The sequence below is a fragment of the Microcoleus sp. B4-C2 genome, assembly GCF_036705265.1.
Taxonomy (GTDB): Bacteria; Cyanobacteriota; Cyanobacteriia; order Cyanobacteriales; family Microcoleaceae; genus Microcoleus.
The window spans coordinates 1-25,700 of record NZ_JAUBUB010000046.1 but is presented as its reverse complement, the minus strand read 5'-3'; the positions used below and the strand labels follow the sequence as shown (position 1 = coordinate 25,700).

General features: G+C 45.6%; 22 protein-coding genes, 1 tRNA gene and 1 pseudogene. 12 read left to right on the top strand and 12 right to left on the bottom strand.

Annotation, left to right across the window (positions count from 1 at the left end; translation table 11 throughout):
• Positions 1-35 precede the first annotated feature (35 nt).
• The 6 genes from QUB20_RS15070 (at position 36) to QUB20_RS15045 (ending at position 6,260) form a co-directional block, all read left to right on the top strand.
• On the top strand, positions 36-1,100 hold the full coding sequence (locus QUB20_RS15070; RefSeq protein WP_333248759.1) for an anthranilate phosphoribosyltransferase family protein: 1,065 nt from the start codon (positions 36-38) through the stop codon (positions 1,098-1,100).
• A gap of 314 nt (positions 1,101-1,414) precedes the next feature.
• Positions 1,415-2,020, top strand: coding sequence for a molybdenum cofactor guanylyltransferase (locus QUB20_RS15065; RefSeq protein WP_333248756.1), 606 nt, complete (start codon positions 1,415-1,417; stop codon positions 2,018-2,020).
• A 49-nt stretch (positions 2,021-2,069) separates the two neighbouring features.
• A complete protein-coding gene (locus QUB20_RS15060) occupies positions 2,070-3,245 on the top strand; it encodes an aminotransferase class V-fold PLP-dependent enzyme (protein ID WP_333248752.1) in 1,176 nt (391 codons plus the stop codon).
• A 587-nt stretch (positions 3,246-3,832) separates the two neighbouring features.
• Positions 3,833-4,180: a DUF6717 family protein gene (locus QUB20_RS15055; RefSeq protein WP_015175132.1), complete on the top strand. Its 348-nt coding sequence runs from the start codon at positions 3,833-3,835 to the stop codon at positions 4,178-4,180.
• 14 nt (positions 4,181-4,194) lie between these two features.
• The gene (locus QUB20_RS15050; protein ID WP_333248750.1) at positions 4,195-5,544 is read left to right on the top strand and encodes an LCP family protein; all 1,350 of its coding nucleotides are present in this window, start codon (positions 4,195-4,197) and stop codon (positions 5,542-5,544) included.
• A 206-nt stretch (positions 5,545-5,750) separates the two neighbouring features.
• Complete coding sequence (locus QUB20_RS15045) at positions 5,751-6,260, top strand: pentapeptide repeat-containing protein (RefSeq protein ID WP_333248747.1); 510 nt, start codon at positions 5,751-5,753, stop codon at positions 6,258-6,260.
• A gap of 128 nt (positions 6,261-6,388) precedes the next feature.
• On the opposite strand, the gene QUB20_RS15040 is transcribed toward QUB20_RS15045, so the two are convergent.
• A complete protein-coding gene (locus QUB20_RS15040; RefSeq protein ID WP_333248744.1) occupies positions 6,389-7,642 on the bottom strand; it encodes an S-layer homology domain-containing protein in 1,254 nt (417 codons plus the stop codon).
• A gap of 375 nt (positions 7,643-8,017) precedes the next feature.
• Positions 8,018-8,710 carry a GDSL-type esterase/lipase family protein gene (locus tag QUB20_RS15035; protein ID WP_333248742.1) on the bottom strand — a complete coding sequence of 231 codons (693 nt, stop codon included), beginning with the start codon at positions 8,708-8,710 and terminating at the stop codon, positions 8,018-8,020.
• Between the two features lie 80 nt (positions 8,711-8,790).
• Between QUB20_RS15035 and QUB20_RS15030 the strand changes: the two genes are divergently transcribed.
• The 4 genes from QUB20_RS15030 (at position 8,791) to QUB20_RS15015 (ending at position 10,539) form a co-directional block, all read left to right on the top strand.
• Positions 8,791-9,021 (top strand): DNA-directed RNA polymerase subunit omega, encoded by a 231-nt coding sequence (locus tag QUB20_RS15030; RefSeq protein ID WP_015175138.1) that lies wholly within the window; start codon positions 8,791-8,793, stop codon positions 9,019-9,021.
• Positions 9,022-9,315: 294 nt separating this feature from the next.
• A complete protein-coding gene (locus QUB20_RS15025; RefSeq protein ID WP_333291449.1) occupies positions 9,316-9,918 on the top strand; it encodes a hypothetical protein in 603 nt (200 codons plus the stop codon).
• A gap of 141 nt (positions 9,919-10,059) precedes the next feature.
• Complete coding sequence (locus QUB20_RS15020; protein WP_333248738.1) at positions 10,060-10,428, top strand: DUF1818 family protein; 369 nt, start codon at positions 10,060-10,062, stop codon at positions 10,426-10,428.
• A gap of 37 nt (positions 10,429-10,465) precedes the next feature.
• Positions 10,466-10,539 (top strand) — tRNA-Pro (locus tag QUB20_RS15015).
• A gap of 323 nt (positions 10,540-10,862) precedes the next feature.
• On the opposite strand, the gene QUB20_RS15010 is transcribed toward QUB20_RS15015, so the two are convergent.
• Together QUB20_RS15010 and QUB20_RS15005 are read right to left on the bottom strand one after the other, a co-directional pair.
• Positions 10,863-12,539 (bottom strand): mechanosensitive ion channel, encoded by a 1,677-nt coding sequence (locus QUB20_RS15010; protein ID WP_333248735.1) that lies wholly within the window; start codon positions 12,537-12,539, stop codon positions 10,863-10,865.
• The gene (locus QUB20_RS15005) at positions 12,536-13,969 is read right to left on the bottom strand and encodes a transposase (protein WP_333248733.1); all 1,434 of its coding nucleotides are present in this window, start codon (positions 13,967-13,969) and stop codon (positions 12,536-12,538) included. The genes QUB20_RS15010 and QUB20_RS15005 overlap by 4 nt, the downstream gene beginning before the upstream one ends.
• Positions 13,970-14,116: 147 nt before the next feature.
• Here QUB20_RS15005 and QUB20_RS15000 point away from each other — a divergent pair, with 147 nt between their 5' ends.
• Entirely contained in the window at positions 14,117-14,581 is a 465-nt protein-coding gene (locus tag QUB20_RS15000) for an SRPBCC family protein (RefSeq protein ID WP_333039545.1), read from the top strand.
• A 160-nt stretch (positions 14,582-14,741) separates the two neighbouring features.
• On the opposite strand, the gene QUB20_RS14995 is transcribed toward QUB20_RS15000, so the two are convergent.
• From QUB20_RS14995 to QUB20_RS14960, 8 genes are all read right to left on the bottom strand, one after another.
• Positions 14,742-15,428: an alpha/beta hydrolase gene (locus QUB20_RS14995; protein WP_333243818.1), complete on the bottom strand. Its 687-nt coding sequence runs from the start codon at positions 15,426-15,428 to the stop codon at positions 14,742-14,744.
• Positions 15,429-15,869: 441 nt separating this feature from the next.
• Positions 15,870-16,694, bottom strand: a complete 825-nt coding sequence (locus tag QUB20_RS14990) for a transglutaminase family protein (RefSeq protein WP_333248729.1) — start codon at positions 16,692-16,694, stop codon at positions 15,870-15,872.
• 168 nt (positions 16,695-16,862) lie between these two features.
• Positions 16,863-18,740: a DNA mismatch repair endonuclease MutL gene (gene mutL / locus QUB20_RS14985; protein ID WP_333248726.1), complete on the bottom strand. Its 1,878-nt coding sequence runs from the start codon at positions 18,738-18,740 to the stop codon at positions 16,863-16,865.
• A 178-nt stretch (positions 18,741-18,918) separates the two neighbouring features.
• A complete protein-coding gene (locus QUB20_RS14980) occupies positions 18,919-20,028 on the bottom strand; it encodes an ATP-binding protein (RefSeq protein WP_333248724.1) in 1,110 nt (369 codons plus the stop codon).
• A 564-nt stretch (positions 20,029-20,592) separates the two neighbouring features.
• Positions 20,593-21,864, bottom strand: a complete 1,272-nt coding sequence (locus QUB20_RS14975; protein ID WP_333243805.1) for a beta-ketoacyl synthase N-terminal-like domain-containing protein — start codon at positions 21,862-21,864, stop codon at positions 20,593-20,595.
• A 269-nt stretch (positions 21,865-22,133) separates the two neighbouring features.
• Positions 22,134-22,925 (bottom strand): peptidylprolyl isomerase, encoded by a 792-nt coding sequence (locus tag QUB20_RS14970; protein ID WP_333302751.1) that lies wholly within the window; start codon positions 22,923-22,925, stop codon positions 22,134-22,136.
• A gap of 317 nt (positions 22,926-23,242) precedes the next feature.
• On the bottom strand, positions 23,243-23,809 hold the full coding sequence (locus tag QUB20_RS14965) for a photosystem I assembly protein Ycf4 (protein ID WP_333057558.1): 567 nt from the start codon (positions 23,807-23,809) through the stop codon (positions 23,243-23,245).
• A 121-nt stretch (positions 23,810-23,930) separates the two neighbouring features.
• Positions 23,931-25,337, bottom strand: coding sequence for a transposase (locus tag QUB20_RS14960; protein WP_333248721.1), 1,407 nt, complete (start codon positions 25,335-25,337; stop codon positions 23,931-23,933).
• Positions 25,338-25,554: 217 nt separating this feature from the next.
• Here QUB20_RS14960 and QUB20_RS14955 point away from each other — a divergent pair.
• Positions 25,555-25,700: pseudogene (locus tag QUB20_RS14955) on the top strand (photosystem II D2 protein (photosystem q(a) protein)); the annotation flags it as partial.

Sequence of the window (25,700 nt, the reverse complement as noted above, 5' to 3'; positions counted from 1 at the left end):
CAATTACCCCTTACCAATTACCAACTTCAAATGTTATGAGTGACGCATTTAGAGAATTGCTGCGAAAAATTGGCAGCGGAGTACACACAGGAGAAAACTTAACTCGCTCCGAAGCAGCAGCAGCCACGCGGATGATGCTGCTGGGGGAAGCAACACCAGCTCAAATCGGAGCTTTTATGATTTCCCACCGCATTAAACGGCCGACTGGGGAAGAATTAGCCGGAATGCTCGATGCTTATGAAGAATTGGGGCCCCTTCTTGCCCCTCCAAACCGAGAAAAAGGGTTTTCGGTCTCTACCGTAGCCGTGTTTGGCGTTGCTTACGACGGGCGATCGCGCACGGCTCCAATTAGCCCAATAACCGCCCTAATTTTAGCCGCATCTGGCGTCCCAACCCTCATGCACGGGGGGGATACCATGCCAACCAAGGAAGGCATTCCCCTGATTGAAATTTGGCGCGGTTTGGGAGTTGACTGGAGAAAACTGAGTTTAGAAAAAGTCCAGCAAGTTTTTGACAATACGGGTTTGGGTTTTGTGTACCTTCCCAAGCATTTTCCTCAAGCCGCCGCTTTAGTGCCCTACCGCCGCGAAATTGGAAAACGGCCACCTTTTTCGACAATGGAGTTGATGTGGTGTCCCTGTGCCGGCGATGTTAACGTCATATCGGGCTACGTCCACCCGCCGACAGAAGGTATGTTTCAAAAAGCCTTTGACTTGCGGGGAATCAAAAATTATACCACAGTCAAGGGATTGGAGGGAAGCTGCGATTTGCCGCGCGATCGTACTGCGATTATCGGCATTGCTAAGCCGGATGCCGAGTTTGAACGAGTGCTTTTAGCTCACGGAGATTACGGTTTTAGCAACACAAATCCTGCCTTTGAATCAGCCCCTGAGTTATTCAAACAAATGCAGGAAGTTTTGCTTGGAAAACCATCGGAATTGATGCAGTCCGCTATCTGGAACGGCGGATTTTATCTGTGGCGCAGCGGAGTTTGTGTGGATATAAACTCTGGTTTAATTGAGGCCGAAACTTTACTCAGCAGCGGTCAAGTCGTCCAAAAACTTGAGGAAATTAGCCAAGCCGTTAGTGTTTTTAGTTGAGAATGACAGTTGACAGTTGACAGTTGACAGTTGACCGTTAACTACTGACTACTGACTACTAGACATCTCCAATAATTATTGTGGAACAGGCATCTTGCCTGTTCAAAACAGGCAATTCTTGCGATAACTACTGACTGCTGACTACTGACTACTGACTAATGACTAATAACTAAGGATCGTGGATTAAATAACTTCGTAGGTTGGGTTGAGGAACGAAACCCAACAATCAAGCGTGGCGTTGGGCGGAGTGAAACGCAGGGTTCGTTCCTCAACCCAACCTACAAAAAATGCAACTTATTTAATTCTCATTCCTAATGACTAATCATAAAATTGCTGTAATTGTACTTGCAGGCGGTCAAAGTTCGCGGATGGGTAGGGATAAAGCTATGCTGGAAATAGAGGGCAAATCCTTATTGCAGCGGGCGTTGGAAGTTGCCGCAGTTGTAACCCCCGAAGTTTATGTTCTGACTGCTTGGCCCGATCGCTATCGATCGACCTTAACCGAAACATCCCAATTTCTGGTAGAGTACAATCCGGGCTCCGGGCCCTTGGTTGCATTGACTCAGGGATTGACAGAAATAGCCGCCGACTGGATTTTACTGTTAGCTTGCGATTTGCCTTTGTTGGATGCCCAGATTATTCAGAATTGGGCAAGTCAGTTAACCGAATTTCCCCCATCAACTTTAGCAGTTGTGCCTTATCAAAATTCGCGCTGGGAGCCTTTGTGCGGCTTCTACCGCCAACAATCTCTGCCCAGCTTGCAAAGTTTTATTGACAAAGGTGGACGTTCCTTTCAAGTGTGGTTAAATCAAATTCCCGCAATCCCTTTACCTGTAGGGGAACGAGAAGCAGTAATGTTATCGAATTGCAATACATTAGAAGAGTTTGAGCAATTAAAAGGTAAAATGAGTAACTGTTGACTTTTGACAGTTGACAGTTAACTGACTAACTACTAATTACTAATTACTAATGATTAACCAATATTGGTTGCTAGATCGCGATATAACTTTCCTCAATCACGGCTCTTTTGGGGCTTGTCCGATTCCCGTACTCGAAGCGCAAACCATTTTTCGAGAACAACTGGAAAGAGAACCTTTGCGCTTTTTACTGCGGGAATTTGAACCCTTGTTGGATAATGCGAGAAATCAGTTAGCAGCATTTCTCGGTGCGAGTGAGGATGACTTGGCTTTTGTCCCGAATGCCACGACGGGAGTAAATGCTGTTTTGCGATCGCTCTGTTTTTCTCCGGGCGACGAATTGCTAACTACAAATCAGGAATACAACGCTTGCCGCAACACACTTAACTTTGTAGCCGAGCGGACAGGTGCTAAAGTAATAGTAGCAGAAGTCCCCTTTCCCATTGAGTCACCCGACCAAGTTATTGAAGCAATAATTAAGTGCGTTTCACCGCAAACAAAGTTAGCCTTATTAGACCACGTTGTCAGCCAAACAGGTTTAATCTTTCCCATCAAACAGTTAGTCGGTGAGTTAGCTAACCGTGGCGTAGATGTATTGGTAGACGGAGCTCACGCGCCGGGAATGGTAGCACTCAATTTAGATGAAATTGGCGCGGCTTACTATACGGGAAATTGCCACAAGTGGCTGTGCGCGCCGAAAGGTGCGGGCTTTTTATACGTGCGGCGCGACAAACAAAATGCCATTCGGCCAACTACAATCAGTCACGGTGCTAATTCGCCCCGCGCTGATAAATCGCGCTTTCAGCTAGAATTTGACTGGATGGGAACTGTCGATCCTAGCCCCTATTTGTGCGTGCCTGTAGCTATTGATTTTATGGGTTCTTTGTTGAGCGGCGGATGGCCGGAATTGATGGCAAAGAATCATGCTTTAGCATTGGCTGGAAGAAAAATATTGGCGGACAAATTAGATTTGCCGCTACCTTGTCCAGATGAAATGGTGGGTTCGATGGCTGTTGTGCCGCTGCTAGACTCCCAGTCTGATGTGGTTGCAAAGGGAGGAATTCCACCTTTGCAAGAGGCGCTGTGGGAGATTTTTAAAATTGAAGTTCCGGTGATTCCTTGGCCGAACGCTAGTAAGCAGTTGGTGAGGATTTCGGCTCAGTTATATAATACTTTACCGCAGTATCAATATTTAGCTAATGCCCTGGTTGAGCTGACTAGAATTTGAGTTGGAGCTTCCCGAAAAGAAACATAACACCCAGCTACAAATAGTTATAGGTTTGTAGTTAGGGTGTCCGTCCTCATAGTTTGGGAGAATACAGACTATTTGTCCTTACTATAAACGTAGTAAAGGTTATACAAATAGGGCCCATAATAGTAAAAATTATGTAAGGAATCACCTTTATTCCTCTTGAATTGGGATACTATTTATACTAATTCTCAAAACTCATGCAACAGTAGCGCTCCGGGTGCGTCGCCACCTGCCAATCCTAAAAAAGAGCGACAATCTCCAAGCGACGCACCTTACCTGAAGCGTGAGCGTAAACAAACCAAAAACTCATAATTGTTGCAAGAGTTGGGAGAATTGGTATTACATAAAATAAAAAAAGCCACAAAAATAGATTTAAAACCCCATCGCTCTCAACTTCACCAATCCGCCCAAAGCGAATAAAATTTGTAAATAACCCACGAAAAATCCTACGTTAAAATAGGGTTGTCAAAGCGGATAGTGCACAACTTCCGCGCCACAGAATATAATGTATCAACAGTTGCATTTTTGCAGACAAAAAAAGGAAATGAAAAGAGGCGAATACCATGTCCAATGCCATGATGGTAATTTACCCCTATCGCGAACAGTACACCTGGGTTTTTGACGACGAGCGAGTCGGACTTGTCCGAGAACCATTTGTTCAGGGTGTCCCCGAAATGATTAACGCGCTTGTCGCAGACATTCCCAATGCCGCCCAAGGTTTCCGACTTTTATTTTCAGCCAATCCATTTCCCGGATATCAAGCAGAAATGCTGTGGTTGAAAGCAGAATACGGCGGTAACTGGTATCGGTGGGAATCGAAAAATCTCGAAGGCTGGCTGTGTCCGGCTATGTTCAAATACTTTCCAGAAGCCCCGCCCAAGTTTTACTGCAAAGCTGAAAAACTGCAATAACCAACAGCAAGTCTATGAAAAACTTGTCAATTTTTAAAAGAGACTTTGTTACACCAGTCGCTGAAATATCTCGAAAAAAGCCTAAATTCTTCCTGTATATAGTGGGGCTATTTTTCCTAGTTTTCACAGCCGCCATCTCGGCTACATTGGGTGCAATTACCGCCCTTTTAGCTCCCGTGGAACCGCCAATTATCAATAGAGTATTAGAGGCGACGGGCTTTGACTATCTATCCTCCAACCGCTCTGGATACCGCCTGTCGCGGTCAGTTAATATCTTGATATTGGGAATTGACGCCATGCCAGAATCTGCTGCCAATTCCCCTAAGATATTTAACGGCCGCAGCGATACTATACTCTTATTTCACCTCGAACCTAGAGATAAATCTATTAGTTTACTTTCAGTTCCACGAGATACTAAAGTCGAAGTTCCCGGAATTAGATTCAGCAAAATTAGCGAAGCTAATGCTACGGGAGGAGCAGCTTTGGCGACGCAATTAGTTAGCAGTATGCTGAACAATACGAAAATTGAAAGATACGTGCGAGTCAGCAGCAATGCGTTTCGGGAATTAGTCGATTTGTTGGGCGGAGTTGAGGTATTTGTACCTCGCGCGATGTCCTATACAGATACTGCCCAAAAGTTAAAAATAAACTTAGGCCAGGGATGGCAAACTCTCAACGGAGAACAAGCAGAACAATTTGCTCGATTTCGCAACGATGGTTTAGGAGATATTGGCCGCATTCAGCGGCAGCAATCTTTAATTCAAGCTATTCGGGACCGCCTCGCAAGTCCATCAGCATTGGTGCGCTTGCCACAAATTGTTCGATTGATGCAAAAATATGTGGATACAAACCTAAGTTATGAGGAAATATTGACGCTAGCCAATTTCGGTTTGCAATTGGAGCGAGATAATTTTAAAATGGTAATGTTGCCGGGAAGTTCTAGTTCAGAAACAGGGGATTTGAGGAGTTATTGGATTGTAGATGCGATCGGGCGCGATCGCATTATGACACAATACTTGAACCTGGGCGTGCCGGATTTTGAACAAGGACGAATTCGCAATTCCAGCGACTCCCTGTTGCCAAAAAACCTCAAAATATCTGTCCAAAACGCTTCTAGCAAACCGACAACTGCAAAAAACATTGCTGACTTTCTCACAAAAAAGGGCTTTTTTAATGTATCTGTAGTGCAGGATGCGCCCCAGAAGCAGCGTCAAAGTCAAATTATTGTTCAGCAAGGCGATTTAGAGGCAGCGAATCTACTGCAAAAAGAGTTAGGCGGCGGTAAAATTGAAGCATCTTCTACGGGTGAAATCAATTCTGACTTGACACTTCGCGTTGGCGAAGATTGGGTAAAGCGATTTTAATTAGTAATTAGTCAGTAGTCATTAAGCTGTCGCGCATTTAAATTGTATATTCAGGGCGGGCGGGACGCCCACCCCACAAGACTTTGATTTTTTTGACATAGAATTTAAAGGCCGCAACAGCTTAGTCATTAGTCAACAGTTAACAGTCAACAGTCAACAGTCAACAGTCAACAGTCAACTATGCCCAATTCCCCATTCCCATCATCATGAAAAGTGTTTTCAGAATTTTCCTGAGCCTGGTTTTAAGTTTAGTGTTGGCTTGTGCGTGGGTTCTGCTGAGTGCTACTCCGGCATTTGCCCTGCCAAAAACAAATATTAATTACACAAATATTAATTTGTCCGATCGCGATTTTTCCAACTCTGATTTAGCGGGGGGAACATTTGTCGCTGCGGAAATGCGGGGAACCAATTTTCAAGGTGCTGATTTAACTAATGCGATTTTGACCAAGGGAGTTTTGCTGAATGCCAACTTGTCAGGTGCTAACCTCTCCGGCGCTTTGGCAGATAGAGTTACATTCGACGGCGCTAATTTGACAAATGCTAATTTTTCCGAGGCAATTATGACTCGAACTCGGTTTTTTGATGCTGCAATTTCCGGCGCTGATTTTACTGACGCGATTATCGACGCTTATCAAGTGACTCTCCTGTGCGAGAAAGCAGATGGTGTCAATCCCGTGACGGGAGTTTCTACTCGCGAAAGTTTGGGATGTCCGTAGGAATTCACACTTAAAGAAAATCCCTGGCTAATTATTTCATTAGATGCACCTGTAGGGAAGTGAAATACACAAATTAAAGCCCCTCTCCTGCAAGGCGAGGGGTTTGAGGAAATTTCCCATTATCGGCTCTATCGAGCGCTACAAATGCCTGTGCTGGCAGTACCAACTACCAAATCAGAATTCAACAGCAAATCTAGATCGGTGTCAGGATTAACAGCATACAAATCGACTTTATCTCTACCCAAAAATACCCCGATCAAAGTCCCGATTCCCGCACCGCCGAGCACCTCTTCAGTCGCGATCGCCCGATCGCCCGTAACACCTGCGATCGCCGCCGCTGCTGCTGCACCCAACGCCGTATTCTTAACCAGATTACCAACATTAACACCCTTGGTAACAGTTTCTTTCCTAGTAATCACTTGCGAAGTGGCATTGAGAGGCACTCTGCTCCCGTTGAGTATACTTAATTCTTGAGCCACAAACTGAACGCCCGAAGTAGTCGATCGCAATTCGCCGCTAATTTTCGAGCCTTCCGGTATCAGCACTTGACCATTACTTCCCGTGATATCCGCAGCTACAGTCAGCGTAATCGGAGACTTGTCATTAGGGGCGAGCAAAATCTTGCCTTTTGTGTACTCGATTGGGATAGTCACCCCCCTGGGAATTTGCACAGCAACCGACTCGCTAACATCAATCTTAGCAATGTAAGGAGAATTAATTGGTCTTGCTTGATTGGTACTCACTAATGTTTGATAGATAAAAGCAGCTACTTCAGCTCGCGTTGCTGACTTGTTAGGTTTGAGAGATTTAGGATTGGGATAGCTGACAACTAACTGTTTTTCAGTAGCAGCCGCAACGCTTTTGACAGCATAAGTTTGAATCTCACCCGCATCATTATAGTAGCTGAGAACATCTTGAAAATCGCACGTAGGCTCATAGCCCATGCCGTTATTTAAAGCGACTACAACTTGAACGCGAGGAATCTGCTGTGTTGGCCTGAAAACATTGCCGGGATAGCCAGACATCCATCCCATTTCGTAAGCTTCGGCGATCGCCCCGCTTGCCCAAAAATTGGAGGTAACATCGGCAAACCTTACAGCACCGCGGGTTTTTGCCTTTTTCACCGAACGGATCATTGCCGCAAATTCAGCCCGCGTTACCGGTGCATCCGGGCGAAAACTACCATCGGGAAATCCTTTGATAATTCCTCTTTCTGACAAATCTTGGATAAAGTCTTTTGCCCAGTAGTTATTATTAACATCCGAAAAAGCTGTCTGAGCAAAAGCAGGCGCGGGAGTTAGCATCGGCGCTGCGGTTCCGGCAACTGTTCCCAGTGTTAATAAAACAGATGTACCAGATTTAATGCGATGTAATACAGACATTTTTGATTCTCCAATTTACACAAGTTTTTTATTGAGGAGAACTAAGCTTTTGATAGGCTGATTGATTCTGCCCAACTTGCTCTTTCCCTCGGTTATGTAATCATTATTGAAGAATTTTACTTATGGTGCGGGGAAGATACGGTCTTTTAAAATAAATATTTTTATGGTGATTGGGTAATTTTAAAATGCTTAAATTCCTTAAAATCCTTATGTTGCTTATCTCCCTTATCTACCTTGAAATTATAGAGTTCTGGATGCAGAGCCTTTATATGTAGGGGCGGTGCCAAGAGCGCCCGCCCTCACTCGACTAGATTAATGACTAATAACTAATAACTAATGACTACTATCTAATGACTACCGACTACTGACAACTAACTAATGACTAATACTTGCGATCGGTTCCCAACTTGTCACATCTTCAAATAAAGATTGATACCCTGCTGCATTGGGATGAAGTCCGTCTGCAATCAAGCGCGATCGCCACCAATCACTGCCCCGATTTATCCATTTATCAAAAATATCTAAATAGGGAATTCCCCGCAACTCACAAGCTAATTTCGTTGCTTCTTTATACCGATATTGGTCAGCATGATTGTAGTACAAACAATCTTGAAAAGGCATTTTACTTTCATCCACCGGCACCATCCCGACAAATATCACCGGACAAAGTTGTTGGGACAGGTTTAACAAATGATCCAAAACAGTTTTAAAATGTTCAAACTCAGTGTAGCTGCGCCCGGTAGGCGACTGCACTCTCGCCGAATCGTTGAGGCCTACCGAAAGAATAATCGCATCCGGGAAACGGTTTCTCAGTTCGCCACGGTGGCGAAACTCATTCTCTAGCCGCTGGGAGACTTGATAAGCCCGATCGCCCCGAACGCCCAAATTGTATAAAACGTGTCCTGCACTCTCCGGTAACATCCACTGGCGCCGCAATCTTTCCACCCAACCCCCACCTACACCGTCGCCGAAACCGTAGATTAAGCTGTCACCGAAAGCAACCAATTTGAGGGGATGAGAATTTCCCCGATGCAAGTGACCAAAGGAATAGGCTGTTGCTACCTGCATAAGTAATGATACTCAGTTAATAAATTATGAATCTTGACATACTAGACTAGAATGTAACATTACATAAAGTAGGGAGTCTCATGGTTAAGCGTCCAACTTTCGATTCAACTCAGCTAACCCGTCGGGCGGAAGAGTTGATTAACGGTGCATCCAACCGCTATCGGATTACGGTGCAGGTGGCGAACCGCGCAAAACGCCGTCGATATGAAGATTTTGACAATATGGACGACCATCAAATGAAACCTGTAATGCGGGCGATATTTGAGATGTCGGACGAACTGACTCAGCCGGAAATTATCGGAGACATCTAGAGTTGGGGAGTTTTGAGTTTTGAGTGGTGAATTGCGAGTAATTTTTTTAAACTCCACACTCAAAACTTTCTTAAACTAGACTTGGGCGCGCGGGACGTGAAACCCGGTTGATTCCTAGTTCCCTTGTTAAAAAAACTCTGATGTTTCTAATAAACCGGGTTGAGGATCGTAAATCCTAAAATTAGAAACTAGGACATCTGCTTGGGGGTAAGTTTATGAAATTATTCTATTTTTGAAATTATTGTCAAAACCGTGAATAGATTAAAGCAGGGCTTAAGTTTTCTCTTGGTTACTTTGAGTGTAGCGATTTTCACGCTTTTGAGTTGGGTATTGGAATCCGGGGAACTGAGTATGTCGGCTTTGGAACCTTCGCTGCTGCGGAGTTCTGAGTCGGCCTCAGTGCAGCGGGTGGCTCAACAATCTGCGCCGCCGCAAGTGAGGGTGCAAGATGCGTGGAAATTGGTGTACGAAAAATTGCCGGATTTCCCGATCGAAAATAACTACATTTCTAAGGAAACTGGAAAAGTCGATCCTACCAATACTTTAGTCGGGCGGTTCATTCGATATCACGTATTTGTCAAAGGACGGCCGCCCAATTACCGCTTTGATTGGAAGTTGAGTTTAGCTGACTATTTGGGGGCGACTCCAGATTATTTGGTGGAAAGTGTTTATCCGGGAAAAGACGTTTTGCGCTCAAATCCAATGGAACAGGATCGCGCTGCTATTCAAAGGTTAAATAGAGCACAGCGGGATGCTTTGGTTCAAGCTTTGGTTGATGTTTTTACGGAGAATTCCGGGCGTGGGCGCACACCTGCGGGGGAAAAACCACAAGGGCGATCGAATTCGCCGGAGATACCGCAGCCGCAGCCGGGAGATGCGAAGTTGCTGGCACCTTAATACACCAGCTTGTAGAAACCGGGTTTTTTACGGAAATAGTGCTTTTGAGCCTTTAACAAAGGTAAAAAACCCGGTTTCTTTCGTATTTATGGGTAAGCCCTACTAATCTAAAATCCAAAATCCAAAATCTAAAATCCCTCAATGGTGGAACGTGTAATTAAAACGGGTGTTGGGTGGCGTTTGGGATGGAACCCGGAGGCCCAGGAGTTTAAGGGTTTGGTAGCTGGCGACGGTTGGGCGATCGAACTCACGGAGGCTGAGTTGAACGATTTTTGCCGATTGTTGGGGCAATTAGCAGGCACCATGAGTCAAATGGCCTCTGAGTTAATGGACGAGGAAAAAATCGCCATTGAAGCCGAAAGCGACTTGCTGTGGGTGCAGGTGGAAGGCTATCCCGAAGCTTACAGCGTGCAGTTGATCTTGAATGCTGGCAGGAGGTGCGAGGGTTTTTGGCCGGCGGCTGCGGTTCCGACTTTGGTGCAGGCCGCAAAAGTTTTAAAAGTTTTTTGACTTTTTTGGGAATTCTATGCTAAGCTGTTAAAGCTGTCGGGGCGTAGCGCAGCTTGGTAGCGCACTACTTTGGGGTAGTAGGGGTCGTGGGTTCAAATCCCGCCGCTCCGATTGTGATAAAACCTTCTCATAGAGAAGGTTTTGTTGTTTTATGGTCCGCGACGCAGCTCTTAACATTCTCAATTAGGGGCATGGGCCCAGAAACAAGAATCAATCTCTGCTTCCAAACAGTCGATAGCTGTATCCTCAAATTCAAAGGCTTTTCGATTGCTTCGCGACGCTCACAATAGACCTTTTGCAAAAGTCCTTTTGATAAATTGATCGGACGGGCAAGATGCCCATCCCACAAGAAAAAATAACTCTTGTGGGATGGGTCTAATGAAATTAAGCATAAAAAAATGGCGTTTGTACTTGACAAACGCCATTTTATAGCATTACAAACGTGGCGTCTTATCTTGTTTAAACGACGCTAATAATTCGCGAATTTGGTCGGCCGCAATCTCGCGCCCGCCCAAACCAAAAGCTAGAGCAATGCCAACTGCGATCGCCCCAAGCAGCAGCCCGAAAGCCAAATTCACAATATCGCTGCCAATGCCCATCTGTTGCAGGGCCAAGGCCGAAACAAAGGCAATAATCGCAACCCGAGCCGCTTGGCCCAAAAGCCGCGCTTGGCGAGTTCCAGAACTGGCAATCAAACTAAACGCCAGATTCGCCAAATACAAGCCGATCGCAAATACCACCAAACCGGCTAGCACCCTACCTGCAACCAGGACAATACCGCTAACAATCGCAGTCAGTGCTGGAATCCGCAGCACATCGGTAGCCGCCACCACAGCAAACAGCATGATGCCCACCTGCACCACGATGCCGACAAACTCAGAAGGGGTGCGGGCCGGAAGTTCCGGTTCCTGAAGAAACGTTGCGTCCGGATCGATCGAACTCGGCGGTAGTCGCAGTCGCTGTTTCGGCTGCTGCACTCCCAACCAAGAAAAGACATTGTTAAAGCCAATTCCCGTCAGGATATTAGTCACCAAATCGCTGATCCAGCGCCCCAAAAAGTAAGCAACCCCCAGAATTAGCGCTGCTGTAAAAATGTTGGGAAGCGCGCCCAGAATCGTGTTGAGCATCGCGATTGCCGGCTGCGAAATCGCCTGAATGTCCAAAGCGTTCAGAGCTGCGATCGCCGTTGGAATCAAAATCAAAACATAGACGATCGTACCGACAATCCACGACAGCGATTGTCCGCCCGAAGTCCGCGAAATTCCAAACCGAGTGCCCAAACCGTCCGCCCCAGCAGCAGCCAACAGATTCGTGACAATCCGCCGCACCACCATAGCCAGCAGCCAGCCCACAAACCCAATCACCACAGCTTCCAGAATTTTCGGAATTGCCGCCAGAATTTGGTTGAGTAAATTATTAACCGGCAGCAGAGCCTGCTGCATTTCCAGTGAGTCGAGAATCAGCGGCAAAAACAGCAGAAAAATGAACCAGTACAGCGCATTCGCCAGAGTATCGCTCAGCAGCAAAGGGCGCTCGCTGGGCGTAGCGCCTACCTCCTGATTCAAGCGCTCGTCCACGTTAAAAGCCCGCATTGCCCGCGATACGGCCATTTTGGCTACAGTCGCCAACACCCAAGCAATCCCCAACCAAATTAGCGCGCCGGCTAACTTCGGCAAGAAACCGGTAATTTGATTGAGAAAAGTATTGAGCGGTTGCGAGACAGCCGTTAGATTCAGCCGGTTGAAAAAGGCAATTAGGAAAAAGACAAAAATGATCCAGAAAACCGCTGCAGAAATCCATTTTTCCACTTGCGGGGCTCCAGATCCTTCCGGGCGGCCGGTAATCCAAGTAGCCAGCCGGTTGTCGAGCGTAGTTTTCTTGAGCAATCCCCCCACTAAAGATGAGACGAGGGCTGATACTATCAAGCCAATGAGCAGGATACCGACGGCCCAGAGGAGATTTTCAATGTTTGAGCCCTGAAGGAAATTGTTAATTCCGCGTTCCGCATCTGTCAGGGGATTTGCGGGCTGGGCCTGGGCCAAAAGGCGATCGGACAAAGCCGCTATGGGGCCCGATATCGGTTGAGTTATTTCTTGCCAAGTTTCATTCATTTTTTTCTCAGGTTAACGTCACATTTGACAAGGAGAAGACGAAACTTTAATAATAGTTCCAAAAAATCTAGACATCGCCTAAATTTAATGTTTGTACACTTTTCATGTACTGGGTTAACGACAAAACCCTCTATCGAATTTGGGATAAACCCATCTCCGACTGCTTTTGGGGCAATATTCAAAGCACCGTTCACATCGGCATTTATTAGTTGTCCAGTTTGGGTTCTGAACAATCCTCTTTTTACCCTACTGCCAATGTAGTCGGAATGTTGTTGAATTGGTTCCAAATCCAAAGCTGAATATTTGGAGGTGTAACTCTCCTCAACTAACACAACTTTAATTCCAGCAAGTTGTCCTTTGTACTGCAATATTTGCACGAATCGGCGATGGGGAATACGGGAAAAATTTAGATTGTCAACTTTACCAGTATTAATCCCATCTTTAAAATCCTCGTTCCAGCCTATAGCCCAATACGGTTCAGTTAGTTCTAAAAAAACAGATCGTGCGTAGTGCGTAGGTTGGGTTGAGGAACGAAACCCAACATTTTCGCTACAATTTTCCTTAAGCCAAGCGTATTGGCCTATAGCCAGCAAGCCAATTTGATGATTAACGAGTTCTTTAATAATTGCGGAACTCGTCGGGAGGCAGTAATCCACTTTACCGTTACGCTTGTGCCACAATCGGGCTAGTTTTTTACTGGTTTTTTGCGCTGCGGGCCACAATAATTTCAATGCCGATGAAACTTGATTGCAGTATTGGTTTCTTGACTTAACACCCCGTCCCTCGTAGATTGTCGGTACTAACCCACGAACATTGTAGGTTAATGTTGCCATATTGTTTAATCCTAAATCTATGGCAGCGACTCTCCGATTAACTTGTAAAGGCTGTTCTAACTTTTCATAGAGCACCTCGACAACATAACAACCTATTTTGGGAACAATCCGGATTTCCAGAATCGAGGTGACTTTTGAGGGCAACCAAATATTAGTCCCAGAGGGACGATCGTATCCTTTTTTTAAGGCTCTTTTGCTGACAGCTTGACAATTAAATACAACTACATAGCGCCCGTCCTCTCTTTTTAGCTCTCTTGAACCTTTGTCATGAGGGATTTTCGGTGCGGTTTTAAACTTAGTTGGGTCTTCCCGATCGTTTCGCACCGCCATATAATAGCTAGTCCATGCTTTTATCACTAATTTGATCGCTAAGCCGATCGTACTTTGTGCTACCTTTGCGGGCGGTGCTTTGTAATCAGGACTTGTTTTGAGCGCGCGATCGACAGCCAGATCGTTTCTTTCTTGGCTAGCGAAAAACTTTTGACGGTAGATGTAATTAGCGCTATTGTAAAGATTTTTGCACAGCCAAGACAGTCTATCGGCTTCTCGATAAAACCTATGATTTGGTTTAATGATGTGCCTTTCGACTAACTCCATAATCGGTATATATACTTTAATTCAAGATGATACACTGTATTTATGAGTGTGTCAATCTTTTAATTTCTGGAAAAATTGACGTTACAAGTAAATAAAGGACTATCAAGTAAGCAAAGTTTTGTAATACCCTCCTTGTTGCAGGTTCTCATGTCAATTCGTCAAGTTTTCGAGCAATCCATTGAAATTCGCGCTGCTGCTACCTTGGTGGAGCAATGTATAGTCGATCGCACTTTAATGCACAAGTGGCTCAATCCCCTGCTACGCTGCGATCCCCAGGGCGAATGGGATACTACCGTAGGAAGTCGTAGCTTATTTATCATAAAAATTCCTGTTTTGCAACCCTCTTTAGAGAGTGTTGTGTTGGAGCGACAACCAGGTTTAATTGTTTGGGGGTTTGACGGATTTTTCAAAGGATGCGATCGTTGGGAATGCCAGCCGCAAATCCAAGGTACTCTCTTGATTAACCGCTTTGAATTTCAAATTCCCAATCGTTTAATTAGATTTGGTTTCAATCGTTTTGCAGCCCCTTGGACAGAAAAAGATATGAAAGACCAACTCCGCCGACTAAAGCGGGTAGCCGAGCAACTATCTCAAAGAATGGGTAAGGGGTAATGAATAATGGGTAATTGGGAACTTTTACCCTCGCGTAGCCGAAGAATTGGGAATGGATGATGAGTAATTGCTAATAGCTGAAAGCTACAGCTAATACGAAAAAAAGCACCCATTCCCAATTTCCAATTCCCGACTCCCCCTTCCCTCCAACTTCAGTTATTTACTTTGCACTTCCCGCTGGATTGGGCTGACACATCATTTCTCTCGCCGAATTCACGGCTTGGTTAGCCGTATTTTGCAAAGCCGGGGAATTTTGATACAAAGCTTGCAAATCTTGCACATCTTTAATCACTCGTTCGTAGATAGCCATCGCTTGATTACCGTCAACTTCTAAAGCCGCAGGGCTGTAATTTTGCATTACTTCAATCAGCGATATTTTGCCATCTTTGGAAGCTGCGACTAAAGCATCGCGCAGTGCGGGCACGCTTTGAAGCCGAGCAGTCGGCGCATAAGCAACCTCCCCCAATTGTTTGAAAACTATTTCCCCAAAATAAGTGCTTGCTAGCCGCGCTACTAATTGGGAATCTAAAGGCACTTCTCGCGTTAATATTTCGCGCACCGACTCGGGAGTTTGTTTCGCCAGACTCAGAACGCTTTGCAGTTGAGAGGAAGCCTTGCCAGTTTGTACAAAGCTTTGCAAGTCGCTCATCGGTAGTGTTACGTCAACAGCACCGTATTTTACGGTAACATTATCTAATGCAAAGGCTTTGCCGCTGCTTAGGAATACTGCACTTGTTCCCAGCAAAAGTGCCAAACCTAATGATAAAGACTTTGACATTCTTTTGGTTAAATGGACTGACAGCGATTGCATTCCGTTGAGATAACCTTGTTGAAACTGAAAGTTCATGAGTTTGTGCCTCTTTAGGTCAAAATACTTTTTAGATCGCTCTTCTGTGCGGATATCTGTGCGGATATCAGTCGGGAAAGTCGAATCGGGATTTGCGTAAATGACCTATGATATTACAGTCAAGTCAAGCAAATTCAACCTATCAAAAGATAGGTTTTAATTTACAATTAATATGTTATAGTTAATTCTTTGCCAAATTTTAGATCCCATGGCAAAAATAATAAAAGCGAAATTTGGTCGTCAGGCAGCAGTTTATTGAGTGTCACTTTTATGTCTTATAGTGTGCTGTGCGACATATAGCGAATTTAAGGATCGCGAATTAAATAACTTACAATTTTAATTGTTATTGTGGGATGGGCCTAAGAGCCCGTCCAAAAACGACGGGCTCTTAGGCCCATCCCACTTTCAAGAGTGGAAGTTATTTAATTCTCATTCCTAACTTCAAAGATCCCGATCGAGCCGATCGACCAATTGGCGAATTCTAGAAGCATCAGGAGCATTCGGAGCATTTCTCAGGTATAATTCCAAATCGTGGCGCGCTTCTACCAAGCGTCCCAGTTGATAATAGAGAATTCCGCGATCGCGCCGTTCCCCCAGCGCATCGGGAAACAGCAGCAAAATCCGTTCAATCGCCAAGAGTACCCTCACAGCATCTCCCTGTTGCAAGTAAATCGCCTTCAGATTTCCCAGCATTCGTCCCAACAAATGTCGGCGACTTACCGGGGCGAGAAAAGTCGTCTGCAACTCCATAGGTTGCCCATAAATTTGAGAAAGTCGGGCTTGACAATCTTCAGGAAATAAGATTTCGCCGCCGTTAAACGCATCAACAAAAATACCAGCATCTTCAAAATCCGGTCTAATTAAAAAATGTCCTGGCATCCCAATTCCCACCATCGGAAAATCAATCCGCTTAGCAACCTCCAAATAAACCAAAGATAAAGAGATCGGAATACCAGTACGCCGATCGAGCACTTCATTCAAAAAGCTATTGCGCGGGTCGTAATAATCAACATCATTGCCCGCAAACAGCAACTCCCCGTATAAATAGGCGTTAATAGTTTGAATAATCCGCAGTGGATAATTCTGTGCCGGCAGGCGATCGCGCACTTCATCTGCGATCGTGTCAAGAGCGTTGAGATACTCCTCTGGCTCTAAATTTGGGTATTCTTCCAAAGCCATATAAAGAGCAGCTTTCGCCAGGTCGATCGAGCCATCAGGCTGATTTATTTCTCGATAAAATAGTTGTCGGGCGATCGGAAAATCCATATTTATGATTTATTTGATTTTAATTGACATTTTATACGAATATCCAGTTGCCCAAAAAAATATTAAAAACATCTCTCTTCTCTTCCTCTCTGCGTTCTCTGCGCCCTCTGCGGTTCAAAAAAAACAGTCCTGTATGTAACGCGCACCTTACAGCTTAACTTTTAACCTTCAAATCCCGTGACTTTTACCAATCACCCAACTGCGGCGAAAAATCCGAGCCAGAGTCGATTCTTCCAAAGCAAAATAGATAGGGCGGCCGTGAGGACAAGTGCGCGGATTGCGAGTTTGCTGCCATTCATCCAACAAATTTTGCATTTGGGAAAGACTCAAAGGAGTACCGTTTCGCATAGCACTACGGCAAGCAGTCGCAACTTGAGCCGCTTGTAAATCTGCGACTTTACTGAGTTCAAAAAGCGCATCCGCACAGTCATCTCGATCAGCTAACAATTCAGGAACTTCGCGGGCGGCCCATAGCTGTTCGCCAAAACTTTCTACTTCCAAACCCAAGCGAGATAAATTCTCAATTTGCAGTGCAGATAATTGACTGAGAATCACTGGTTTTTCTAGACATTTTAGCTGCCAAGCGGCGCACAATTGCTCGTATAAAACGCGCTCGTGAGCGATGTGTTGTTCCACCAACCAAATTCCGCTGGAATGTTCCGCAACAATGTAAGTATTGTGAACTTGAGCGATCGCCCTCAATTCCATCAATCCTATTTGATTAGCTTTTTCCTGTTCGTCGCCGCCATCATTCTGCCTAGCCGAAATCCCGACACTGTAAGCACTTTTTTGTTCCGATGCCTTCAGCAATTTTCCCACTCTATCGGGAATTGGGGCAGGCTGCAAAACTTCATCGTTCAAATGTAAAGCACGAGAAATTGCCGCGCTAACTTGCGCTTGCCAAAAGCTTGGATCATGCAGATAAATTTCAACCTTAGCCGGGTGGCGGTTCCAGTCGATTTCCGAAGGGGAGATTTGCAGGTGGACAAAACACACGGGATAGCGATCGCGCGGACAAGTGCGGGCAAAGGCGCTGAGAATAGTTTGCTCTAATTCGGGCGATCGCACAACTCGCCGATTTACCCCAACTTTCACCCAATCCGGCCGCCTGCGGTGACAGCGATCGGGCAAACCAATTACTAACTCCAAACACTGGGAATTAGGCATTTGGAATTGAGAAGTAGCAACTGGGAATTGGTAATTAGGTTTAACTGTAGCGCCCACAAGTTGAGTTTCTAGCAAGAAATTTGCTGCTTTCTGATTTTGAGGACTCGCCGGCAAATCTAACTTTAAATACTGCAAATCGCTCGATCGCACACCGCGCACAAATTGAGGTAAAAGTTGTTCCGCTGTGCTACCAGGAGTTACGTGCAAACAAGGCGTATTTCCTTGACGCAACTGCCAATTAACGTGCGGGTGACAAATAGCAATTTGCTGAAGAGTTAATTGGATCGATCGCATTTGCTGTGCCGGCGACAAAAAACTGCGGCGCACAGGCCAATTGCCAAACAAATTATCAACAGTCACCACCGTACCAGGAGCGATCGCCGCTGTTTCCACCTCTACAGCAACGCCTGCGTTATTGTAAACCACCCGCCAGCCCGATCGAGCATTTTCAATTCCCCCCTTGTTAAAGGAAGATTTGGCGGGGGTTTGCGCCGACTCTCGATTTTCCGAAAAATCCCCCAATCCCAAATCATTCGATCGGCTCAAAACCTCCAAACAGCCCAATTGAGCTAAACTGTGCAAAGCTTCCCCACGAAATCCCAAAGTATCAATTTTGTAAAGGTCAGCTTCAGTGGTAATTTTGCTCGTACTGTGAGGCGAAGCCGCCTGCTGCAAATTTTCCAGATCCATTCCCGTACCATTATCTGCAACTTGCACCCGCCACTGTTCGGGCCAGACAGAAACAACGATGCGAGTTGCGCCAGCATCCAGAGAATTTTCAACTAATTCTCGTACCGCGGAGGCGATCGAGTCAATCACTTCGCCGGCGGCAATTAAATTGATAACTTCTGTGGGTAAGGTTTGAATAGTAACTGGCATCAGATTTTTAGCATTTCGTTAATTCAATTCTACTAGATCCTGCAAGTCGCTATACAGTATTAGGACTTAAGCTTTTCAACCCGGTTCATTAGAAAAATATTGTGGGATACCAAGATATCTACTCATCAACCAAGTCTCTGAGGCTTAGTGAAAAAGTCCTAAGTATATATCTTCCTACTTATTTTTGCTCTGATAAATCCATAGTTTTCGGCAAGCGGATGTAAAAAATTGTGCCTTTTCCGTCCTCCGAATCATAAGTAATTTGCCCTTTGTGAGCCTCAACCATCGACTTAACAATTGCCGTTCCCAACCCAGTACCAGTCCGTTTACCATAAGTCACAAACGGTTCAAATAACTTTTCCTTAATTGCCTGCGGAATGCCCGGGCCGTTATCGTAAATGCTAATTTCTGCCCACTCCTCAGTTTGTGTCACCGCAATCTCCACCCGCCCCCCTCTTCCGCCAAAAGCCTCAACAGCATTCCCAACTAAATTTTGTAAAACGCGCAAAATCTTATTCTCGTCCGCTTCCACTATCACTTCTGTCACCCGTACTACCAAATCTACTTTTGCTGCTTCAAAATAAACTCTGTTCAACTTTTGAAACTGCTGCAACGTCTGAATTAGATTAACTGGTTTTTTATTTAATACAGAATTGCCGCGCGAAAATTCTAACACTTCTTCAGCCATCCCCAACATTCGCTGAACCTGCAATTGAATAAGTTCGCACCACTCCTGAGTTTCGTCATCCGGGTGCATTTCTTTGAGCACTTCACTAGAGAGTTTAATTCCGGTAAAAGGACTTTTGAAATCGTGAATAATTGTACTCACCATTTCTCCTACCAATACCATTTTTTGTTTGTGTACCAACTGGCTAACATATTGATCCGTGGTATCCCGTAAATTTTTAGTAATGAAACTAAACATTTGCAATACCGAACTGCCTTTAGCAAACTGGAGAGTTGTTATTAGTTTTTCACGGTCTATTTTGGCCAAAGTCGAGCCGGTAACTGCCACAGCTCTAGCACTGCGAGGCTCTCCGTCTAAAACTCCGAGTTCGCCAAAATAATCGTCTGGGTTAGCGACAGCAACAGTTTGATATTTATGATTTTCAATCCGCTTGCTAAACTCGACTTTACCTTCTAAAACTAGATATAAAAAATCCGCTGTTTCTCCTTCTTCAAAAACCAGCGTTTCCTCAGCAAAACTCTCCAAAACAGCTATTTGGCAAAGGTGAGCAGCTTGCTCTGGTTCAAAATAAGACATAAATCGATGAGAGGCCAGATCCATGTGAAAATACCTGAGACTTAATTTAACTACCAGCCGGGAAGTCCCTCGGTATATTTAGAGGGGATTAATTTGAGCGCTGCGCGAAGTACCCCGAATAAATTACCGAGCGTGATGGAAAGAAGCGTCGGGTGTAGGTACGGAAACCGACAATTATTTCTTTTATACCCATTGATGATCGGGAAATACTCTGATACTATATTAGCAAGTGGGGGTGGAACTACCTCACTATAAAAAGCCTTTGAAAAAAAGGAAAAAGAAGCCTGCGGTCTAACTGTACTCAGTTGACCGTCAGGTTTGTTCACTAAAATACAATACTGCTTTAATCTGGCTCTCTTTTCTAGCCTCCGAGGCTTTGACGCAAGGATTAGCGTCGGGATGGAGAGCCAGACTAGCATAGCAGCACCAGCAATCTCACCAAAATTCTCAGTTAATTGACTAAAATACATAAATTGTACTATTTTTGAGATTTAAATTCGATGTGGGGGGGTTCTCCGGCCACCTCAGAAGATTTTAACTGTAGAGAGATCGTGTAATTTAAATGCCGATCGACCGAGTTTACAAAAATTAACGATCGCCCGATAAAACGATCGCAGCATTCTGCCCGCCAAAGCCAAAACTTAAACAAACCGCATTTCTGACAATAGCCGATCGCGCACAGCGAACAAAATCTAATTCAAACCCCGGTTTTTTCATTCCCACGCAAGGCGGCAACATCTGATATTTAATACTCATCAAACAAAAAGCCACGCCCAAAGCTCCCGAAGCTCCCAAAGTATGACCCGTCGCCCCCTTAGTCGAACTAACAGCAACTCCTGGGTGAAATAACTTCTCAATTAACAGTGCTTCGTGTCGGTCATTTAACTCAGTTGCAGTACCGTGAGCATGAATAAAATCTATATCAATCGCCGCTAAATTGCTGCGTTTCAAACATTGATTTACCGCCGCGATCGCACTTTTCCCCCCCAGCTCCGGCGCATTAGCATGGCAAGCATCATTTGTCAAGCCAAAACCGGAAACTCGACCGTAAATTTTAGCACCACGACGCCTTGCCAACTCGGCCGATTCTAATACAAATAAAGCCCCGCCTTCACCGATCACAAAGCCTTCCCGATTTTCATCAAAGGGATAGCACCCATTGTTTGCCAAAGCACCCATCCGGCTAAATCCAGCCAGAGTCAGCGGTGTGATAGGCGCTTCCACAGCACCTGCGATCGCCCGCTGACACTCACCAGTGCGGATTAAATCAACAGCACGGGCGATCGACTGTATGCCCGTCGCACAAGCAGCCATCGGCGCCAGCACCGGCCCCGTTGAGCCAATTGCCCTCGCCCCTGCGATCGCCCCCATGTGAGGCAAAAAATTCACAAATTGAGAATTGGGAATTGGGAATTGGGAATTGGGCATGGGGAATTGGGAATTGGGCATTGAGAATTCTCTTTCCTCTTCCTTCTCCCCTCTTCCTTCTTCCTTCTTCCTTCTTCCCTCTTCCTTCTTCCTGACATCCGTTACATCCGTTACAGAATCCGTTGCCGAACTTCCTTCCCTCGCCAACTGTTCCAAATTTGCCTGAAACCCGCGGCTAGAGCCAATAACAATTCCGCAATCAGGCAAAGGCAAAGTCAAATTAGCATCTTGCAAAGCATCTGCTAAAACCTGCCGAATTAAAGTTATTAAATCGGTCGGTTTTGTGCCAATTAAAGCCAAAGGTCGCCGTTCAAGTTCTATAAAAGGTTGATGTTGCCGAATTCCTGATTCCCCAGACAACAATCTTTTCCAGCTACAATCCAGAGTGCCTAAAGCAGAAACCAGGCCAATTCCCGTAATAACAACATCCACATCAGCCCTCAGATTCCCAAATTTTTAGTCATTAGTCATTAGTCATTAGTTATTAGTTATTAGTTATTTATGATTGGAACAAATTATTAACTACTAACCAACGACCAACGACTGATATCGTTTCCGGTTGCATCGGAATCATAAAATCGAGTCAACCATCAACCGTCAACAATCAGTCAGTTTTTCTACTCCGACTCAACAGTCAACAGTCAACAATCATCTCCATTGTGCAACCGGAATTGATATGACGACTGACGACTGACTACTGACTACTGAACAGGCTTAAAATTTTCCAAACCCTGAGTAACAGTAGCCTTCTCAATGCGATCGCCCGCTTCAATCTTATCAACAACATCCATCCCTTGCTTCACGTACCCAAAAACTGCATAGCTACCGTCCAAAAACGGTACATCCGTCAAAGTAAAGTAAAACTGAGAAGAAGCCGAATCAGGACTCTGCGATCGAGCCATAGCCACAGCCCCGCGACTGTGCATCAACACGGGTTTCTCCTTAACCCCAGCTTCTTGTAGCGTCGCGCTGTAAGTCGGATTGGCAGCACCTTGAGCTTTAATTTCCAGAGGAATCCTGCGTTCTACAGTAGTTTTCGGGTCAATAAAACCACCAGTTCCCAGTCGCGCTGTAGGGAATTTAGGGTCTTTACCCTGGGGGTCGCCCCCTTGAACTACAAAAGGCTGAGGTTCCCGCACGACTCGGTGAAATACCAGCCCGTCGTAGACTCCTTTCTGAACCAAATCGACAAAATTGCCCGCAGTAATTGGCGCATTTGTGCCGTCGAGTTCGATCGTAATTGGGGCACCTTTAACCGTCATCACCACCGTTGCTTTTCCGTCCAAGCGTGGCAAATTGCTAAATTGCGAACTCGCCGCTACAGCAGCAGGAGAAGGAGACGGAGACGGAGACAAAGAAATATTTTCACCCGACACCGGATTTGATGTCGGAGTTGAGTTTGCCACAGGGGAACTACCGCATCCTCCGACAAACAACGCGCCAATTATTAAAAGTGAGAACAACCACCGCTGAATTTTGATTTGCATTTGCATTTGTATTTTCACGTTGAGTCAATTACGGACTTTGCAACTAAAGATTTTAATTCAATAGTCCGGACTGTTTTTAGTTCGTAGTCTAAAACCAGCGATTTTCCTTGGATAGCGAACTTGCTTTGGAGCCTTGAAAACCTTATTCTACGGTTTGCAATCAAAAACTTTCGCAAGTATGGTTAATTGATAGATTCAAAAATTGGTAACGGGGCTGACTCGCAGATTGACGTTTTTCACTTACCAGGTAGGTAAGGTGCGCGGCCCGGCACACCCTACCAGACATTACCAATCTCAAATCTCAAATCGCCAATCGCAAATCCCTAAAGTCCTTCTAGGGGAACTTGCAAAAACCGAGCCAATTCGGCCGCTTGATTTTCCACTTCAGACAAAGCAATCGGCTGTCCGACTCTAGTCAGGGGAAACTGACGGCGGTCTTTGAGCTTAAGATAAATACTGCGGCGGGGATTGAGACCTTCTTTAATGTCTACCCGCACAGATTGCACCTCCGATGTCTTGCAATTAAAATCAACTTTGCGGTTTTTGCCCGGAAAACCCCAGCGAAAGATCCGAATGTTACCAGTTTGTCGATCGAACTCGTTGTAGCCGCCACCGACATCCCAGAGAATAGTCAGCCACAGGTAGAGCGCCAACAGCACGCCACAGACACCGTAGAAACCCATCGCAATGCCTTGGGGGATGAAAATGAGCTGAGTCGGGTCCGCAAAAGGCAGCAGGTTAACGTGCAAGTAACTGGAAATGCCCGACAGCAGGAAACCAGTCCCTCCAATGCTGACCACCGTCGCCCACCAGTAATTGCTGAAGCGGCGGGAGCCCAAAACCGGGTAGCGCAGGACAGGATCGATCGAGGTCATTGTTTTTGCAGTCATAAAATTAAACAGCCTTAAAGCCAAATCTTAATTCAATTAGCCCACCGAGCGTCACCCTTCGCGGACGAGATCGCGATCGACCGATCGGCATTGTGTATCAACTCCTGCTAATTATGGTCAACTACCCGCCATCAAGCGGAGTACCGCTATGATGGGGGCTTGTATCTGAACTCCACCTCAATTCCGAAAACCTCGAAAGGATTTCAGCTTTGGCTTCACGGCTCGATACATGAGGGAGTGCTGACAAGACCCCGGTACTCATCCAGGCTTGCCGGACGAGCAACGTTCTAAGTGCGATATTTCGCGCCCCAACCAGATCTGCATGAAGTTGATGCCCACAGCATTCACAGCGGAAAATCAGCCCCTTGTTCGGTCGATTAGCCTTTGAGGTATGCCCACATTTAGGGCAACTTTGCGAGGTGTAATGTGCTGGAACTTTAGTAGCTAACGAGCCAACCAGCACAGCCTTGTAATCGATATAGCCATGCAATTCGGCAAACGACCATTGAGCCACGTTCCTGTTAGCTTTCCGTTGTTTCTTGCTTGCCCGTTTGCCCGATTTAGATTTAGTTCGATCGCGTATTCCGGTCAGATCTTCTAGTCCAATCAGGCTGTTAGGCTTGGCGATTTTACTCGCAATCTGGTGGTTCACATCAGCGATAAACCGTCTCTCCCGTCCCGACAAAGCGATTAATCTTCGCTTCGCCGAACGGGTGTCTTTTCGCTGTAGAGATTGTCTGGCTTTTTGATAACGGTTGGCTCGATGTCTAGCCGCCTTGCCCGAATAGAAACTCGACTTATTAGCTAAGTCTGTTTCGACTGCGAGGTATCTCATTCCCACATCTATACCAGAAATTCTAGTGATGTTCAGTGGGTCGAGAGTAGGCGTTTCCACCTCCAAGCTCACCATTAGATAGTAAGTCTTCGAGGATTTCTGGTAGACAATTTTAGCAGCACCGATCTTCTTGGACGCTCGCATCAGATCGATGTGCTTGTTGTAGCCATCAAACGGAACAACAATTCGACCACCCAGGGTGTTAATACTGACCCGTCGATCCTTTTTAAAGGAGTAGTCGCGCTGGTAATTAAGCGTACAAGTCCGCGAGGTGTATTTGGGAGCTCGATCGAGTCCCTTGTACCGCCGCTTGGTATACCCAGCTTTAAGCGCCTCGCTATTCTGCTTGGCTTTAGTCCACAGCGTCTTAAAAGTCGCAGCAACTTGTCTTGGCACGTTACACGCCATCTGGGAACCAAGCCCAAATAATGCCCGTAGCTCCGAGTAGACCAACTTTTGTAGTTTAGCTCCGTTGCCAGATTTACCGTTATCAAATGCCACTTGGGATGCGTAGTTCAGCGCATCCCGATAGGCCAAAGAAACCTGAGCTACCGAGATTTTTTGCTCGGCAGTCAGGTTTAATTTGAGTTTGGCGGTAATTACTTGGCTCACAACTTCTTCAACAGATAAGAGGATAATCTTACCCTGTGAAGGATTTGAGTGCAAGCGCAGAGTGTTTGTTCGTCTGCTCAACCACCGCCACCTCGCCGCTTGGCGACGAAGGGTCAGTTGGATTGTTGCTGAGCATCGTCAACCAAGATGGCATTCCTCTCAACCACGCTTTCATCGAGTACGCCTCTAGTGGGGGAACCCTGCTGTTCTAGTTGAAATTTATGAACTTCTAATATATAGTTATGTTAACTTTAATTAGAAACCTTGGTCTTTTAACAAGCAAGAGGATTTTATAACTATGACAATCGCAGTCGGACGCGCCCAGACCGAAAGAGGCATATTTGATGTACTCGACGACTGGCTCAAGCGCGATCGCTTCGTCTTCGTAGGCTGGTCTGGCATCCTGCTATTCCCCTGCGCCTACCTAGCCATCGGTGGCTGGTT